Below are 15,843 nucleotides of genomic sequence, written 5' to 3'. Positions count from 1 at the left end.
TACGCGGGCTTTTTGTGGATCGAGCGGCGATCAGACGATCACGCCCTGGCTGCGCAGGTAGTCGTCGTAGTTGCCGCTGAAGTCGGTCACGCCATTTTCCGACAGCTCAATGATGCGGGTGGCCAGCGAGCCGACGAATTCGCGGTCGTGGCTGACGAAGATCAGCGTGCCCGGGTAGTTCTCCAGCGCCAGGTTGAGCGCCTCGATGGATTCCATGTCGAGGTGGTTGGTCGGTTCGTCCATCACCAGCACGTTGGGTTTCTGCAGGATCAGCTTGCCGAACAGCATGCGCCCCTGTTCGCCACCGGAGATGACCTTGACCGACTTCTGGATCTCGTCGTTGGAGAACAGCATGCGGCCGAGGGTACCGCGAATGGCCTGCTCGCCCTGAGTCCACTGACCCATCCAGTCGAACAAGGTCATGTCATCTTCGAAGTCGTGGGCGTGATCCTGGGCGTAATAGCCCGGCTCGGCACTCTCGGTCCATTTCACCGCGCCGGCATCCGGCGTCAGTTCGCCCATCAGGGTGCGCAACAGGGTGGTCTTGCCGATGCCGTTGGGGCCGATGATCGCCACGCGCTCGCCGGCCTCGACAGTGAAGCTGAAGTTCTTGAACAGTGTCTTGCCGTCGAACGCCTTGGACAGTTTCTCGATGGTAACGGCCTGGCGGTGCAGCTTCTTGGTCTGTTCAAAGCGGATGAACGGGCTGACGCGGCTGGATGGCTTGACTTCGGCGAGCTGGATCTTGTCGATCTGCTTGGCCCGGCTGGTGGCCTGCTTGGCCTTGGAGGCGTTGGCCGAGAAGCGGCTGACGAAGCTCTGCAGCTCGGAAATCTGCGCTTTCTTCTTGGCGTTGTCCGACAGCAGCTGCTCGCGCGACTGGGTCGCGGCGATCATGTATTCGTCGTAGTTGCCCGGGAACAGACGAAGCTCGCCATAGTCCAGGTCAGCCATGTGAGTGCACACACTGTTAAGGAAGTGGCGGTCGTGGGAAATGATGATCATGGTGCTGTTGCGCTGCACCAGAATGTTTTCCAGCCAGCGGATGGTGTTGATATCCAGGTGGTTGGTCGGCTCGTCGAGCAGCAGCACTTCAGGATCGGAGAACAGCGCCTGCGCCAGCAGCACGCGCAGTTTCCAGCCCGGTGCAACCTCGCTCATCGGCCCGAAGTGCTGCTCCAGCGGAATGCCCAGGCCGAGCAGCAGCTCGCCCGCGCGGGATTCGGCGGTGTAGCCATCCATCTCGGCGAACTCACCTTCCAGCTCGCCGACCTTCATGCCGTCTTCTTCGCTCATCTCCGGCAGCGAGTAGATGCGGTCGCGCTCGGCCTTGACCTTCCACAGCTCCTCGTGACCCATGATCACGGTGTCGATCACGCTGAACTGCTCGTAGGCGAACTGATCCTGGCGCAGCTTGCCCAGACGCACATTGGGCTCGAGCATCACCTGGCCGCCGGACGGCTCCAGATCACCACCGAGAATCTTCATGAAGGTCGACTTGCCGCAGCCGTTGGCGCCGATCAGGCCGTAGCGGTTGCCGTTGCCGAACTTGACGGAAACGTTCTCGAACAGCGGCTTTGCGCCGAACTGCATGGTGATGTTGGCGGTAGAAATCACGATCTGAATCCCGGGGGTGAGGGCGCTGCGGCGCAAAAAGGGCGCGATTGTAGCGCTTTGCCGGCGACTTTGCTGCCCGGTCGAAGGCTGTGCGCCGCAGCAAGAGCCGAGCAGGCCCTGGTAAGGGACGCTGCGCGTGCAATTGCCGGCGCTTCGTGGCAGCGTTGCCAGCCTTCTGATCCGCCGGGTTGGTCCGCATTGCTCGAGCTTTCTGTCTATCTGGGGCTGTTCGCCGCCGCATTCGGCGCAGCGACGCTGTTGCCGATGCAGTCGGAGGCGGCGCTGGTCGCCTTGCTGCTGGCCGATCTGCAGCCGGCCTGGGCACTGCTGCTCGTCGCCAGTCTGGGCAACGTGCTGGGCTCGCTGCTCAACTGGCTGATCGGCCGGTCCATTGAACGCTGGCGCAACGCCCGCTGGTTTCCGGCCAGCGCCGCGCAGCTGGAGCGGGCGCGCAGCAGCTATGCGCGCTGGGGCTACTGGTCGTTGTTGTTGAGTTGGGCACCCTTGATCGGCGATCCCCTGACCCTGGTGGCCGGGATGATGCGTGAGCCGCTGTGGCGCTTTCTGCTGCTGGTGACGCTGGCCAAGGGCGGGCGTTATCTGATCCTGGCGGCGGTGGTCGCCGGCTGGTTCTGAGCGAAAGCCGCCGGTGCAGGTCTACCGTTGCGCATGACCCGATCGCCGAGGCCGAAATGAAAACGCTGTTTGCGCTACTCCTGCTCTGCACCACCAGCCTGGCGCTGGCTCTGGACAACGCTGCCGGCAGCCCCGGCACCGCCACGCCGCAACCCTATGGAAATCCGCCGATTCGTCCGTTGCCGGTGCCGGCGACCGGGCCCTCGCAGAGTCCGCCGTTGCTGCAGAAGCTGCCGCCCGCGCCGAGCAACGTTCCGGCGCCGCGGTTGCCGCAACTGGAACGGCAGGAGCGGGGGCAGCAACCCTCTGCAGAAGAGGAGCGCGGTTCTGGCAACTGAAGATCCGCAACCTGCAATGGCCCCCTGTCTGATGAATTGATCTGAAACTGGCTTCGCAGCAGCCGCCACGCCGTTGACGTTGCCGCGACCCAGTCGCCATGCTCGTGGCTGGAGACGGCGGAGCCGTTCTGTCGAAGATCGTCAGCTGGAGCGCCACGATGGAAATGTTGCAGGGCCATGGTCCGTTCGCAGAATTCGCCTTGCTGCTGCTCGTCTCGGCGGTTGCCGGCGCCATCTCCGTGCGCCTGCGCCAGCCGGTGCTGATCGCCTACATCGTGGTCGGCATCGTCGTCGGGCCAGCCGTTCTGGGTCTGGTCACGGCCCATGACCACATCAGTCTGCTGGCAGAGATCGGTGTCACCGTGCTGCTGTTCGTGGTCGGACTGAAGCTCGATCTGCACCACATCCGCCACATCGGCCCGGTGGCGCTTGCTACCGGGCTTGGTCAGCTGGCTTTCACCATCGTCTTCGGTTTCATCCTGGTCCTGCTGCTGGGCAAGGACATGATGGAGGCCCTCTACGTTGCCGTGGCGCTGACCTTCTCCAGCACCATCATCGTGGTCAAGTTGCTCTCGGACAAGCGCGAGCTGGATTCGCTGCACGGCCGGATTGCAGTGGGCTTTCTGATCGTCCAGGACCTCGCCGTGGTACTGGCGATGATGTCGATGAGCGCGCTGCGCGGTGCCGAGGATTCCACTGCGCTGGAGGTCAGCGGTTCTCTGCTGTTGCGCCTGGGCGCGGCGGGACTGCTGATGTTCGTGCTGATGCGCTACGTACTACCGCGCCTGACGGCATCGATGGCGCGCTCCCAGGAGCTGCTGCTGATCTTCGCCATCGCCTGGGGCACCGGCCTTGCGGCGTTGGGCGAGTGGGCCGGGTTCAGCAAGGAGGCCGGCGCCTTCATCGCCGGCTTCTCGCTGGCCTCCACGCCCTACCGCGAGTCGATGAACGCGCGTCTGACCGGCATCCGCGATTTCATGCTGCTGTTCTTCTTCATCGACCTGGGCTCGAAACTGGATTTTTCCACCCTCGGCGAGGAGCTGCTGCCGGCCGTCGTACTGTCGGTGTTCGTGCTCATCGGCAACCCGCTGATCGTGATGGCGATCATGGGCTACATGGGGTATCGCAAACGCACCGGCTTCCTTGCCGGGCTGACGGTGGCGCAGATCAGCGAGTTTTCCATCGTCTTCGTCGCCATGGGCATCACTCTCGGCCATGTCGGCACCGGCGCGCTGGGCCTGACCACGCTGGTCGGGCTGGTGACCATCATGGTCTCGACCTACATGATCATCTTCTCGCACCCGTTGTATGAGCGACTGGCGCCGTGGATGAGCATCTTCGAGCGGCGCCGGCCGTTCCGCGAGATGGACGTTACGTCCCGGGGCAAGGCGGCTCAGCCGGACATCATCGTCTTCGGCCTGGGCCGCTACGGCTCGCGTCTGCTGCAGCAATTGAAGGCGGCAGGCGTCGCGGTACTCGGCGTGGACTTCGATCCCGAGGCTATTCGCAGCCTGCGCAAGCAGCGCTTGCCGGTGCGCTTCGGCGATGGTGAAGACCCCGACTTTCTCGAATCGCTGCCACTGGCGCACGCCAGCTGGGTCATCACCAGTTTTCCCGAGTGGGAGTCCAATCGTGCCTTCCTCAATGCGCTCAAGCATGCCGGTTTCGAGGGGCATATCGCGGGTGTGGTGCGCGATGAGCTGCATGCCGAAGCGCTGGATGCGGCGGGGGTCGAGAGGGTGCTCAACCCGTTCAACGACGCTGCGGATTACGCTGCGCGCTGCTTTGCCGAGGAGCTGACGAAGCCTGCTGAGCGAGGGGGCGTGTCAGGGACTCAGTCGCGATAGAACACCTGGATCAGGTGGTAGCCGAACTGACTTTTCACCGGCCCATGCACGTCGCGAAGCGGCTTCTTGAAGATCACCTGATCGACCGCCCGTACCATCTGCCCCGGCCGCACTTCTCCCAGGTCGCCGCCGCGCTTGCCGGAGGGACAGGTCGAGTGCTTGCGCGCCAGTATGTCGAATGCCTCGCCAGCGGCGATACGCTTCTTCAGTGCGGCCGCTTCGGCTTCGGTCTTGACCAGAATGTGGCGGGCCATGGCCTTTGGCATGACGGGGTCCTCAAATACTCGGGAGCGCTATTGTGCCAGTCTTTGTTGCGCCATCAGAATGGCGTCAGTTTTCAGGCTGATTCTGCCGGGCAAACGTGCCAGGCTGGCCTAGATTGATACCTTCAAGAAGATGGAAGCGTGCCGATGGACCTCTCCGCAATGCTCAAGATCCTGGCGACCCAGGATGGCTCCGACCTTTACCTCTCCACCGGCGCGCCACCCTGCGCCAAGTTCAACGGCCTGCTCAAGCCACTGGCGGCCGAGCCGCTGAAGGCGGGCGAGGTCGCGCGCATTGCCGAGAGCGTGATGGATGCCGAACAGCGTGCCGAGTTCGAGCGCGAGCTGGAGATGAACCTGGCGATCTCGCTGCCGCAGATCGGTCGTTTCCGCATCAACATCTTCAAACAGCGCAACGAGGTGTCGATCGTTGCGCGCAACATCAAGCTCGACATCCCCAGGTTCGAAGACCTCAAGCTGCCGGAGGTGCTGCTCAAGACGGTGATGGAGAAGCGCGGCCTGGTGCTCTTCGTCGGCGGCACTGGTTCGGGCAAGTCGACTTCGCTGGCAGCGCTGATCGACCACCGCAATCGCAACAGCGGCGGGCACATCATCACCATCGAAGACCCGGTGGAGTACGTGCACCGGCACAAGAAGTCGATCATCAACCAGCGCGAGGTGGGGGTGGATACCCGCAGCTTCCAGGCCGCGCTGAAGAACACCCTGCGCCAGGCACCGGACGTGATCCTGATCGGCGAGATCCGCGACCGCGAAACCATGGAGCATGCGCTGGCCTTCGCCGACACCGGACACCTGGCGATCTCCACGCTGCACGCCAACAACGCCAACCAGGCGCTGGACCGGATCATCAACTTCTTCCCCGAGGAGCGCCGGCCGCAGCTGCTCAACGACCTGGGCAACAACCTCAAGGCCTTCGTTTCCCAACGCCTGGTGAAGACCGCCGACGGCAAGCGCCGAGCGGCGGTAGAGGTGCTGCTGGGCACCGCAACCATCAGCGACATCATCAAGCGTGGCGACTTCGCGATGATCAAGGAGGTCATGGAGAAGTCGCGTACCCTCGGCATGCAGACCTTCGACCAGGCGTTGATCGAGTTGGCCCAAGAGGGCGTGATCAGCGAGGAAGAGGCGATCAAGAATGCCGACTCGGCGAACAACGTGCGGCTCAAGCTGAAGCTGCACCGCGACAACCCGGCAAGCGTTCCGGCCGCGCCTGCAGCCAGCAGCGCGCCGCCGCCCAGCAGCAGCCCGGCGGCGGTGAAGGACGCCAGCTCCTGGGGGCTGGAACTGACCCTGGAAGAACTGCCGGAAGAAGAACCGCCGCAGGAGCCGGGCCGCCAGCCGGGTCAGTGAGTCTCAGCGCGCCAGGCGATCCAGCCGCGCGCGGCTCTGCTGCAGACGCTGCAAGTCAAGGCGGCCGTCAGCACGGGCGCGGTCGAGACAGTCGAGCAGCGGGTAGATCTTCTCGTGATCGTAGGACACCAGCAGCAGGTCGACGCCGGCATTCAGGGCGTCCACGCCCACCGTGCACAGGCCGCGGTTGTAGGCCGCAGCCATGCTCAGGTCGTCGGTGATCAGCACGCCCTGATGCTGCCACTCGCCGCGTATCACGCCCTGCACCAGCTTCTGCGAGGTCGATACCAGCTGCTCGGCGTCCAGTTCATCGAGCACCACGTGGCCGAGCATCATCAGTGCCTGGCTCTGTCCTGCGACCTCACGGAACGGTAGCCAGTCGCGGGCCCGCAGGGTCGCAAGCGGGGTGCCGAGGTGAGCGGAAAAGTGATGGGTGTCACCGACGACCCCGGCAAATCCGGGAAAGTGCTTGAGCGTGGCGTGCACGCCCTGGCTGGCCAGGCCGCGCACATAGCCACGGGCGACCAACAGGGTGCGCTGCGGATCATCGGAGATGGCGCGTTGACTGATCCGGCTATGGAAGTCGAGGCGGTTGTTGGCGTGCGTCTGCCTGAGATCCACCACCGGACTGAAGTTGAGATTTACCCCCAGCGCGGCCAGCTCGGCGCCCTGGTCGCGGCCGTAGTCCTGCGCCAATTGTTCCAGGGTGCTGTCATCGGCAGCGTCCAGACTGGCCAGGGCAGGGCGCTTCTGCAGGGGTGGTGAGAGGTGCGCGACCATCCCGCCTTCCTGGTCGGCGGCGATCAGTAGCGGCGGCAGACCCGCTCTCTGGCGCAGGGTCTGCAGCTCGCGGATTTCCGCCTGCAGCGCCGCCAGATCGCGCCCGCGCAGATTGCGCCGGGTAACGAAGACGCCGCCGATCAGCCCCTGACTGACCAGCGGGCGCAGTTCCTCGAACTGCCGGTAGCCGATGAGCAGGTGTGCGCCGAGCTGCTGTGCGGCGTCGATGCGGGCTTCCTGCACCAGGGCTTTCTGCGCCTGCAGACGGTATTCGGCGAGCGCCACCAGCAGCATGCAACCCAGGAGTGTGCCGACGCCCAGCAGCCGCGCCGGTTTACCGCGCTGCAGCAGATGCAGGGCCGCCAGCAGCAGGCAGCAGGCGAGCAGCACCCAGCTTTCCAGCGCACGGAACGGCAGCAGGTGCGGGTCCTTGAGGTTGAGCGTCCAGAAAACCGCGATCAGGCTGAGCAGCCAGAGAAGAGCCAGCAGGGTAACGCGCAACATCCGTTGTCCTTGGGTGGTGGGGATTTCAGTCGGGATAGAGGGCATCGCGCCCATGACGCGCTTCAAGGCCCAGACGCACGGCCTTGGGCAGGCTACGCAGAATGAGCGCGTAGGAATTGTCGAGCATCCGCTGAATCTCGCCAATCGGCAGCGAGCCATCGAGCGTCACTGTGTTCCAGTGGCGCTTGTTCATGTGGTAACCGGGGGCGACCGAGGCGAACACGTCACGCAGCATCTGCGCTTCCTCGGGATCGCACTTGAGGTTCAGCTTGAGCTGGCCCTGCTGGCGGAACAACAGGGCGAAGAGCTTGCCCTGCAGCTTGAATACCGCCGCCTCGGGGCCGAATGGATAGTCCTCTGCAGCCTCAGGCTTCGCCAGCAACAGGGCCTTGATCTGTGTTTCGGTCATGGCCACTCCGTTAACTCGATGGCAAGAGACTCGTTACCTGGGCGCGCGTCAGCAGCTCGGGGTCTCCGCGTGGCGGCAGTCTACTCGGCGGCCTGCAGTCTGGTCGCGTAGTCCTGCCAGGTCTGCCGATGGGCGGAACTGTCCGCATCCCAGCGTGCCCGCAATTCGATGATCCGCCGCGCCTCCTGCTCGTCGCTGGCCATCTGCAGCAGTTCGTCCGGTGCCACGTCGCCTGCGCCACTCAACACTCGCCGGGTTCCGCCGCTGCCCTTGGTCTTCAGCGTGCTGGGTGGATCGCTGAAATAGTGGTCGACACTGACCTGGCTCCAGCGCGGCGCGCCCATGAAGCTGGGTTCCTCTTCGCGCGCGCTGCCGTAGGAGGCGGTCCAGCGCACCAGTGGGCTGGCACCGGCGACGTTGTAGACCTGGTGTGCGCCAAGCGAACCCAGCGTCGGCTGGAACTGCTCGATCAGCTCGCCGTCGCGATTGTGTGCACTGACGCTGGGTTGCTCCTTGAGTTCGACGTTGAGGGTGATGCTGGTGAAGGGCATCAGCGTGTACTGACGCTCGTCGATAGCCACAGTCACCAGCGTCCCCAGACCGTTGTACACGGTGATCGGCGTGCCGACCTTGGCCAGACTGCCGGCGCCCAGTACCAGTGCGACTATCGTCAGCGCCACCAGCAGGCGGGCGAGGGTGGCGGGGGCGCCGTCGGCGATCTGGAAGCGATCCCACCAGCCAAGCTTCTTCTGTCGCTTGCGTTCCTTGCCAGGCAGCAGAACCGGGTACTGTGGCGGCACGCTGGAGGGTTGCGGAGCGGTCTGGGGGGTGGTCTGCGCGCGCACATGGGCGGCCAGCTCGGTCTCGCAGCTGAGCAACTGCTCGATGGTCGCCGCGCTCAGGTTGGCCAGGTGCGCCGCCAGGCTGTTGCTCCAGCCGTCAATCACGTTCATCCAGTCATTGATGTTGTTCTCGTTGGCCGGCGGCAGGGTGAAGTCCTCCAGCGCTGTGGCCCAGGACTCGATCTCCAGGCGCTCGCAGAGTGCGCTGTCGAGCAGCAACTGATGCTTGTCATGGTGGATCGTCTTGAGGACCCGATAGATCTCGTTGGTGGTGACGATCAGGCGCTTGAGTTCACGCGAGCTGACCTTGCCATCGGCCGTCACTACGGCGACCACATTGCCGAGCAGGCCCTGGGCGTCCTGCAGGTCGGCGAGGCTGTGCTCGGCATAGTGCAGCACCTGCAGCAGGCCGATCAGATAGCGATCCCAGTTCTGACCGAGGGCCGCCGCAGCGGCCAGGTGGGCGCCTCGGCACTGACGATCATGCGCGTGGATACGTTCGCGCACGGCTGCGGTTTCTGCAGCGACCTGCTCGATCAGGCCGCCCAGGTCGCGGCGGGCTACCGTTTGGCCACGAAACACCAGATTTCCGCCGGTGGCGCGGTAAACCTTGTCGCGCAGGGCTTCGAGCTGGCCGCGCTCATCTTCCAGCGTGCGCAGCTGCAGCAGGTCATGGGCGAGGCTTGCCGGATAGAGTTGCGCCAGCGCCTGGTGCAGGTCGGAGACTGCCGGGCGCGGCGGATAGAGCTCATCGGCGCTGCTGGCGTGGCGGGCGAGTGCTCGCCCCAGATAGGCGCCCTGGTACTCCGAGGCGTAGCGACGGCGTGCGTAGCTGGCATCCAGCGTCTGCAGCGATTGCTCCATGGGCACGCTCTGCAGCTGGGCACTGCCGAACAGCTCGCGACTCAGCTCCTGGCGCAGCGCCTGGGGGTTCTGGAACAGGCACCAGGCGCTGCGGGCATCGTGGGGCGCGGCGAGGTAGACGCGCTTGGCGTTCTCCTCCCGGTCACAGTTGGCGGGGTGGGTGGACCACATCTGCGGCGGCTGGGCGAAGCCGCTGCTGAAGATCCGCCGCTGTTCCGGCGTAGCGCTGGCGGAGGCGGGTACCGAGCCGTAGGTCGGGTCGTTGAGGATCTGCGTCAGGCGCTCGATGATCCGCGTCTGCACGGCGAACAGATCGTCCACCGAGCGACCCTGGTGGTATTGGTCGTTGGCAAAGCCCAGGGCGCGGTCCCAGGCATCGTCAGCCGACTGCAGCTTGTGCAGGGCATGCACCAGTTCATCACTGCCGGTCAGCGAGACGGCCACCAGGTCGGCCTGGAACTCCATCTGCCGCGACAGCGCGCGTTGCGCCAGTACCACCAGACGAAAAACGGTGTCGAGCAGCGAGCGGATCGACCAGACGATCAGCGACAGGCCCCAGCCGATCCAGGCGACACGCAGGTCGATGCGCGAGATGAACGCCAGCAGCTTGTCCAGTGCGTCGCGCTTGGAGACCACCTGGGCGGCGATCTGCTGGGCGATGTAGACCCAGCTGCCGATCGCCATCGAGCGCTGGGCGAAGTGGCCGAACTCGTGGGCCAGCACCGCCTTGAGCTCGCTCAGGGTCAGCACGTTGACCAGCGACAGACCGATCTCCAGGTTCTTGCGCGAGGGAAACAGCAGGTTCAGCAGGGACAGGTCGTAGAACACCGCCGCGTTCACCCGGGCGGAGAGGAACACCCGATGCGGTCGTGGTGCTCCGGCCTCATCGGCCAACTGGTTGAGGAAGGCGAACAGTTGCGGCTGATCGCTTTCGCGGATCTCGTGCTGGTCGGTGGCACCGCCACGGTTGACGAAGAACAGCGCCTTGACCATGAAGATGCATAAAAACGCCGAGGCAGCCCCCGTGATGATGCCCAGCGGGTCGGGCTTGCCGCCTGCAGCCAGTGCGCCGAGCATGCGCCAGGCGGTCCAGCCGAACCAGATACTGAGGGCGAAATAGAGCGCAACGAACAGCGCCAGACTGGCCATCGCCAGCCACGCCTGGCGTTTGTAGGCGCTGCTGGGGCGGGTCAGTGCGGCCGGCACCTGGGCGGGGCCTGCGGGGTAGAAGTTTTCCATGCGACGACATCCTTGTGCTGTAGGTCCACGCCAGGCGATCTGCGGGTCGGGCGATGGAAACAAAACGTGCGTACCGACTCAATCGGCGCACGTCGGAAAAGTGATCAGGTTCCCCTTGTCGAGCCTCAAACGTTCAGCCAGCGGAACAGCAGCACGCCGGCCAGCAGCAGGCCCAGGGAGATGCCGACCAGCAACAGGCTGAACAATGCCCGGCGACCGCCTCTCAGGGTCGACCAGCGCTGCGACAGGTGAGCGAACGCGATGCCGGTCAGCAGCTCCAGCGAACCGATCAGGGCCACGGCACCCGACGCACAGATCAGAACCAGGCCGAGAAGGGTCGTCGCAAGACCGCTGCCATCGAAGCCATGGAGCAGCGCGGAAGTGAACAGCATCGCGTAGAGGAGAAAGCAGCCTGCCAATAGCAGGGCACCGCGAAGACGGATATGCATTACCGGTAATCCATGAACGGAAGTCCAGTTTGCACTCTAGTGGCCATGCTGGCCATTTCCAGTCTGTCGGGTGTCAGCACGTGCCGGAATTCTCGCCAGCCCCCTTTTCGAGGGCACCGGCGGTGGCCGAGGGTCTGGCTTTTTTTGGGAACTCTTGCAGCGAAGCGGAGTTCGTAAAACGGGTACGGGTCACGAATGCCCCGTCTACGAAAGGCCATAAAAGGATAACGACATGCATCTGAAATCCCTTTCCGCGGCAGCCCTGAGCGCCGCTCTGCTCGCCTCTGGCGCCGCCTATGCCGACCAGCCGGGAGCCGACTGGATCCCCATCGAAGAAGCCATCAGCACCGCCAAGAATGCCGGCTATACCCAGATCCACTCGATAGAAGCGGATGACCAAAGCTGGGAGGGCAAGGGGCTCAAGCAGGACGGCAAGAGATATGAGTTCAAGATCGACGGCAAGACCGGCCAGGTGACCCTGGACAAGGAAGACTGATTCGGCTGGCTGATGACGTTGCCCCTCTGCAAAGGACGGGCAACGTCGGTCGATCAGGACAGGTCCATCGCATTGCTGGTGGAAGAGGACGCAGCGCTGACTGGCGCCATCAGATGTTGCCAGCCATCCGACGACTGTTCGGCAGCCTCTGCCAGGGCATGCAGACAATCGCCGCAGGTCGCCAGATCAACCCAGACGCCAACATGGTCGCTCGCATCGATGGTGCCGTTGACCAGCCCGACCTGAGAATGCAGCGCGTAGCGCGAGTGGAGGTAGGCCCGGTCCAGGCGAGAGTCGCCCACGCTGCCGGTAGTCTTCTTGAAGGTGGTGCCACCCAGATCGATGGAGACGTCCTGCAGGGCCCCGCCGTCGATCCGCGCCGGCTCCGAGCCATAGATGTTGAAATCGCCCATCAGGCCGTCGAGGCCCCGATGCTGCAAGGATTCCATGATGCAGCTGAAATAGCTCTGCGCGTAGGTATGGTCGCTGTAGCTGACGCCTTCCTGCGGGCCGGGCGAGTGGACGAAGCCGAAGCGATAGTCGCGGCCGCCATCGTTAACCCCGACCAGCACCGGGTTGCGGCAATTGCCCGGATCCCAGGGCGTCTCGCGGCGCGCGGTGGCCACGGTCGCCTGGTGGGTGGTTGCGCGCGAGCGACTGGTCTCGGCCTTGGCTTGCGCGGAGGCGACATTGGCAAAGAACTGCAGATTGAACTTGCCACCGAACATCGCCTGCCAGCTGGTATCGGTGTCATGCCAGCGATAGTGGCAGTTGCCGCCCACCAGTACGACATTCTCACGGGTATGGATGCCCCCGCCGGCAGGCGCGGTCTGGAACCAACTGCCACCCAGCCCGGTGGACAGCTCCTGGCCGACGCTGTCGCCACCGGACTTGTTTTCCAGAATGGCCAGCAGCCAGGGCTCGCCGGGTTTGAGCGTGGTCTTCAGCGCTTCGCAGATCAGGTCGGCGCGAATATTGGTGGCGTTGTTCTTCTGGATGTTCCAGCAGATCACCTTCATCGAATGCTCCTTGCGTGGCTAAAGGTTACTTCTGCAGGAGCGGCCGCCCAGCCGTTCCTCAACCGTCCTGGTTGAAAACGCCTGGGCTTGCACCTGCCCCGACGGGATTTTCTACCGTCCTGTGACCGGACGGAATCCCGGAAGTGCCCGCTCTGCGAGGAAGGCAAAGCACAGCGACGCGCGAGTCAGCGGCTGTTGCACTGCGCCAGCAGAGCGCGGTTCTCGGTCTCGCTCCAGACCATGCCGGTGTCGTTGTAGTAGTAGTCCAGCCCGCCTACCTTGCGCGACAACTCCTTGCAGACCTGCATGTTCAGACCATTGCCATAGGGGCCGCGGAGCACGCAGGCGCCGCCGCTGCAGTGCCATGCCAGCCCCTGGGTCAGTACCACGCCCTGATGGGTCGTGCCGGCATACCAGGTGTTGTTCTGTTCGGCGTGGGCCGTCGTCGACAGCGCCAGCAGCAGTGTCAGGCCAGCGAGGCGTAAGGTCTTCATCGGTATTGCTCCTTGTCTTGCGAGTGGGAAGGGGCTGCGGGGAGGGCGTGCGTCAGTCGAAGTCGCCTAGGTCGCTGCTGCCAGCATTTCGGCCGAGGCTGCGAAGGCCGGCCGAAAGCAGTCGGAACGGCCAGTCGACGAACAGGTCGAGAAGCTCCAACAGGGCGTTGGCGTCCTGGTCGTCGGTTCGTCGTGGCTTGACGAGGTGCGCAGCGACAAAGGCGCCGAGCATCGCCAGCAGCACGGTGAACGAGAAGCCGTGGGCGAACAGATCGAAGATCAGGTAGAAGCCGAGCAGGCAGAGCAGCAGGGCCAGCAGATAGCGAAAAGCGTCCATGTCGAGTCTCCCTGAGTCCTGCGGCGAGAGTAGCCGGGATCGAGCTCGCTGCGTGCCACGCAAATGAGATATCTGTCGCGCTACACCGAGATTGATTCAGCGCCAACAGGCGCGCTCAACCTGCGCGCCTGCTTGCCGATAACCCGATTCCACGCTCGGCTCGACCCTAGAGGGACCTAAGATGCGCCTGACGCTGAAAACCAAAGTGATGTTGCTGGCCCTGGTGCCGGTGATCCTGTTTGCCCTGGTCATCAGTGGAACCGCGGCAAAGGTGCTCGAGAGCCTGGCTGCCGAGGAAGTGGCCGAGACCCGCGAGCGGCTGATCGCGGAAAAGCGCAGCGAGCTGCAGAACTACATGCAGATCGCCACCGGTGCGGTGAACCACCTCTACCAGAATGCCTCCCCCGGCGACATGGCCAGCAGGGATGAGGCGATCGCCATTCTGTCGAAGATCAAGTTCGGCCAGGACGGCTACTTCTTCGGCCACGATTCCAACGTAGTGCGGCTGTTTCGCAGCGACAGCTCGGTGGATGTCGGCAAGAGCCTGGCTGACCGCCGCGACCCCAACGGCGTCTACGTCAACCGCGAGCTGGTCAACGTCGCCAAGAACAACACCTATTTCGTCAATTACTCCTCGCCGCTGCCGAGCAACGAGTCGGTCATGGTGCCCAAGCTGGCCTACAGCTTCTACCTGCCGAAATGGGACATGGCGGTGGGCACCGCGCTGAATCTGGACGGTATCGACGCGCAGATCGCCCAGGTCGAGGCGGAGATCGATGAGCGCATCGGCACCATCATCACCAGCATCCTGGTGGTGGCGGTCATCCTGCTGCTGGTCCTTGGAGTCCTTGGCGTGATGTTCAGCAACGCCTTCCTGCGTCCGCTGCAGCAGATCCGCAACAACTTGGACGACATCGCCGCCGGTGAGGGCGACCTGACCCGGCGCCTGCCGATCAACAGCGACGACGAACTGGGCCAGCTGGCCGGCTCGTTCAACCGCTTCGTCGAGAAGATCCATGGTCTGGTCCGCCAGATCGTCGACATGACCGGGCAACTCACCGAGCTGGTCGGCCAGGTGTCGGCGCAGGCGCAGCGTTCGGAGCAGGCGATGGATCGCCAGCGCCACGAAACCGACCAGGTGGCCACCGCAATCAACGAGATGTCGGCTGCGGCCCATGAAGTGGCCCGCAGTGCCCAGAGCGCGGCCGAGGCGGCGCAGAAGACCGATCAGGAAGGTCAGGCGGCCAAGCTGGTGGTGGATGGCAGCATTCAGCGCATCCATACCCTGGTCGACGATATCCGCAGCAGCGGCGTGTCGCTGGATAGCCTGCAGAAGGACGTGCAGTCGATCGTCAGCGTGCTTGACGTGATCCGCTCGATCGCCGAACAGACCAACCTGCTGGCACTCAACGCCGCCATCGAGGCGGCGCGGGCTGGCGAGGCCGGACGCGGTTTCGCCGTGGTCGCTGACGAGGTGCGTGCGCTGGCCAGTCGGACCCAGCAGAGCACCCAGGAAATCCAGGGCATGATCGACCGTCTGCAGCAGGGCACCGAGCAGGCGGTCAGCTCGATGCGCCGCTCCAGCGATGCCGGCGACGTCACCAGCGAACAGGCCAACAAGGCTGGCACGTCGCTGGATGCCATTGCCCATTTGATCGGCACCATCAATGCGATGAACGCGCAGATCGCCAGCGCCGCGGAAGAGCAGACCGCGGTCGCCGAGGAGATCAACCGCAGCGTGCACCAGATCGCGGTGGCGGTAGACAGCGTCGCCAGCGAGACCCAGCAGGGTGCACAGACTGCGCGCAGCCTGGCCGGGCTGGGCGAACGGTTGGGTCAGCTGGTGCGCCAGTTCCGCATCTGACGGCGACAGCTCTACAGGCGGAGGATGTTCGACTGCACACCGAGATACTCGGCAGTGATGGTCACATCGGTGGCGTTTTCCGGCAGCACGACGCCGTGGGTCTCGGCCAGATCGATACTGAAGGTTCTGCGCTGCAGCTGATCGCAGGGCAACTGCCGGTAGCGCTCGATCGTGGCCTCGTGGAACGAGATCGAGTCCGGCAGCCCCGGCGTGGTGGTGCGAAACGCCCCGGCATCGGCTTCGACGCTGAAACGAACGCCGGCCGGAAATGCGTGCCAGGTTGCCAGTTGCGAGCCGCAGGCCACGTAGCTGTCGAAATGGCCGCTGATCAGCAGTGGCTGCTCCGGCGAACCTTGCTCGATGAACAGCTGCCGCGCGTGGCCGTCACCGCCCGCTTCAGCCCGCATGACGACGATACCCAGGGTAAGTGCAAGCACCAGTGGAATTCGCATGAGAATTGGCCCTTGCCATGAA

General features: G+C 64.2%; 16 protein-coding genes. 6 read left to right on the top strand and 10 right to left on the bottom strand.

Annotated features, from left to right (window positions below; genetic code table 11):
* Nucleotides 1-30: 30 nt before the first annotated feature.
* Entirely contained in the window at nt 31-1,617 is a 1,587-nt protein-coding gene (locus DBO85_RS15690; protein ID WP_108108393.1) for an ABC-F family ATPase, read from the bottom strand.
* A 198-nt stretch (nt 1,618-1,815) separates the two neighbouring features.
* Between DBO85_RS15690 and DBO85_RS15685 the strand changes: the two genes are divergently transcribed.
* The 3 genes from DBO85_RS15685 (at nt 1,816) to DBO85_RS15675 (ending at nt 4,438) form a co-directional block, all read left to right on the top strand.
* On the top strand, nt 1,816-2,253 hold the full coding sequence (locus tag DBO85_RS15685) for a YqaA family protein (RefSeq protein ID WP_108108191.1): 438 nt from the start codon (nt 1,816-1,818) through the stop codon (nt 2,251-2,253).
* 56 nt (nt 2,254-2,309) lie between these two features.
* Nucleotides 2,310-2,591 carry a hypothetical protein gene (locus tag DBO85_RS15680; protein WP_108108190.1) on the top strand — a complete coding sequence of 94 codons (282 nt, stop codon included), beginning with the start codon at nt 2,310-2,312 and terminating at the stop codon, nt 2,589-2,591.
* Nucleotides 2,592-2,749: 158 nt separating this feature from the next.
* The gene (locus tag DBO85_RS15675; protein WP_108108189.1) at nt 2,750-4,438 is read left to right on the top strand and encodes a cation:proton antiporter; all 1,689 of its coding nucleotides are present in this window, start codon (nt 2,750-2,752) and stop codon (nt 4,436-4,438) included.
* Here DBO85_RS15675 and DBO85_RS15670 read toward each other — a convergent pair.
* Nucleotides 4,426-4,704, bottom strand: coding sequence for a peptidylprolyl isomerase (locus tag DBO85_RS15670; RefSeq protein ID WP_108108188.1), 279 nt, complete (start codon nt 4,702-4,704; stop codon nt 4,426-4,428). The two genes, DBO85_RS15675 and DBO85_RS15670, sit on opposite strands and share 13 nt — an antisense overlap.
* A 144-nt stretch (nt 4,705-4,848) precedes the next feature.
* On the opposite strand from DBO85_RS15670, the gene DBO85_RS15665 reads away from it, so the two are divergent.
* Nucleotides 4,849-6,072, top strand: coding sequence for a PilT/PilU family type 4a pilus ATPase (locus DBO85_RS15665; RefSeq protein ID WP_177429781.1), 1,224 nt, complete (start codon nt 4,849-4,851; stop codon nt 6,070-6,072).
* Between the two features lie 3 nt (nt 6,073-6,075).
* Here DBO85_RS15665 and DBO85_RS15660 read toward each other — a convergent pair whose 3' ends face one another.
* The 4 genes from DBO85_RS15660 to DBO85_RS15645 all read right to left on the bottom strand — a co-directional run bounded on the left by DBO85_RS15660 (nt 6,076) and on the right by DBO85_RS15645 (nt 11,159).
* Nucleotides 6,076-7,356, bottom strand: coding sequence for a glycoside hydrolase family 3 N-terminal domain-containing protein (locus DBO85_RS15660; protein WP_158268902.1), 1,281 nt, complete (start codon nt 7,354-7,356; stop codon nt 6,076-6,078).
* 25 nt (nt 7,357-7,381) lie between these two features.
* A complete protein-coding gene (locus DBO85_RS15655) occupies nt 7,382-7,765 on the bottom strand; it encodes an MmcQ/YjbR family DNA-binding protein (RefSeq protein WP_108108186.1) in 384 nt (127 codons plus the stop codon).
* Nucleotides 7,766-7,845: 80 nt separating this feature from the next.
* The gene (locus tag DBO85_RS15650) at nt 7,846-10,710 is read right to left on the bottom strand and encodes a M48 family metallopeptidase (RefSeq protein WP_108108185.1); all 2,865 of its coding nucleotides are present in this window, start codon (nt 10,708-10,710) and stop codon (nt 7,846-7,848) included.
* 125 nt (nt 10,711-10,835) lie between these two features.
* Nucleotides 10,836-11,159 carry a hypothetical protein gene (locus DBO85_RS15645; protein ID WP_108108184.1) on the bottom strand — a complete coding sequence of 108 codons (324 nt, stop codon included), beginning with the start codon at nt 11,157-11,159 and terminating at the stop codon, nt 10,836-10,838.
* 232 nt (nt 11,160-11,391) lie between these two features.
* On the opposite strand from DBO85_RS15645, the gene DBO85_RS15640 reads away from it, so the two are divergent.
* Nucleotides 11,392-11,655, top strand: coding sequence for a PepSY domain-containing protein (locus DBO85_RS15640; protein ID WP_108108183.1), 264 nt, complete (start codon nt 11,392-11,394; stop codon nt 11,653-11,655).
* A gap of 53 nt (nt 11,656-11,708) precedes the next feature.
* On the opposite strand, the gene DBO85_RS15635 is transcribed toward DBO85_RS15640, so the two are convergent.
* The 3 genes from DBO85_RS15635 to DBO85_RS15625 form a co-directional block, all read right to left on the bottom strand.
* The gene (locus tag DBO85_RS15635) at nt 11,709-12,674 is read right to left on the bottom strand and encodes an endonuclease/exonuclease/phosphatase family protein (protein WP_108108182.1); all 966 of its coding nucleotides are present in this window, start codon (nt 12,672-12,674) and stop codon (nt 11,709-11,711) included.
* Between the two features lie 185 nt (nt 12,675-12,859).
* On the bottom strand, nt 12,860-13,168 hold the full coding sequence (locus tag DBO85_RS15630; protein ID WP_108108181.1) for a hypothetical protein: 309 nt from the start codon (nt 13,166-13,168) through the stop codon (nt 12,860-12,862).
* Between the two features lie 52 nt (nt 13,169-13,220).
* On the bottom strand, nt 13,221-13,505 hold the full coding sequence (locus DBO85_RS15625) for a hypothetical protein (RefSeq protein ID WP_108108180.1): 285 nt from the start codon (nt 13,503-13,505) through the stop codon (nt 13,221-13,223).
* A 181-nt stretch (nt 13,506-13,686) separates the two neighbouring features.
* Here DBO85_RS15625 and DBO85_RS19820 point away from each other — a divergent pair, with 181 nt between their 5' ends.
* Nucleotides 13,687-15,369 carry a methyl-accepting chemotaxis protein gene (locus DBO85_RS19820; RefSeq protein WP_108108179.1) on the top strand — a complete coding sequence of 561 codons (1,683 nt, stop codon included), beginning with the start codon at nt 13,687-13,689 and terminating at the stop codon, nt 15,367-15,369.
* 11 nt (nt 15,370-15,380) lie between these two features.
* On the opposite strand, the gene DBO85_RS15615 is transcribed toward DBO85_RS19820, so the two are convergent.
* Nucleotides 15,381-15,821 (bottom strand): hypothetical protein, encoded by a 441-nt coding sequence (locus DBO85_RS15615; protein WP_108108178.1) that lies wholly within the window; start codon nt 15,819-15,821, stop codon nt 15,381-15,383.
* Nucleotides 15,822-15,843 lie beyond the last annotated feature (22 nt).

The sequence above is a fragment of the Pseudomonas mangrovi genome, from assembly GCF_003052585.1.
Lineage (GTDB): Bacteria > Pseudomonadota > Gammaproteobacteria > Pseudomonadales > Pseudomonadaceae > Aquipseudomonas > Aquipseudomonas mangrovi.
This window is presented reverse-complemented; position numbering and strand designations above follow the sequence as displayed.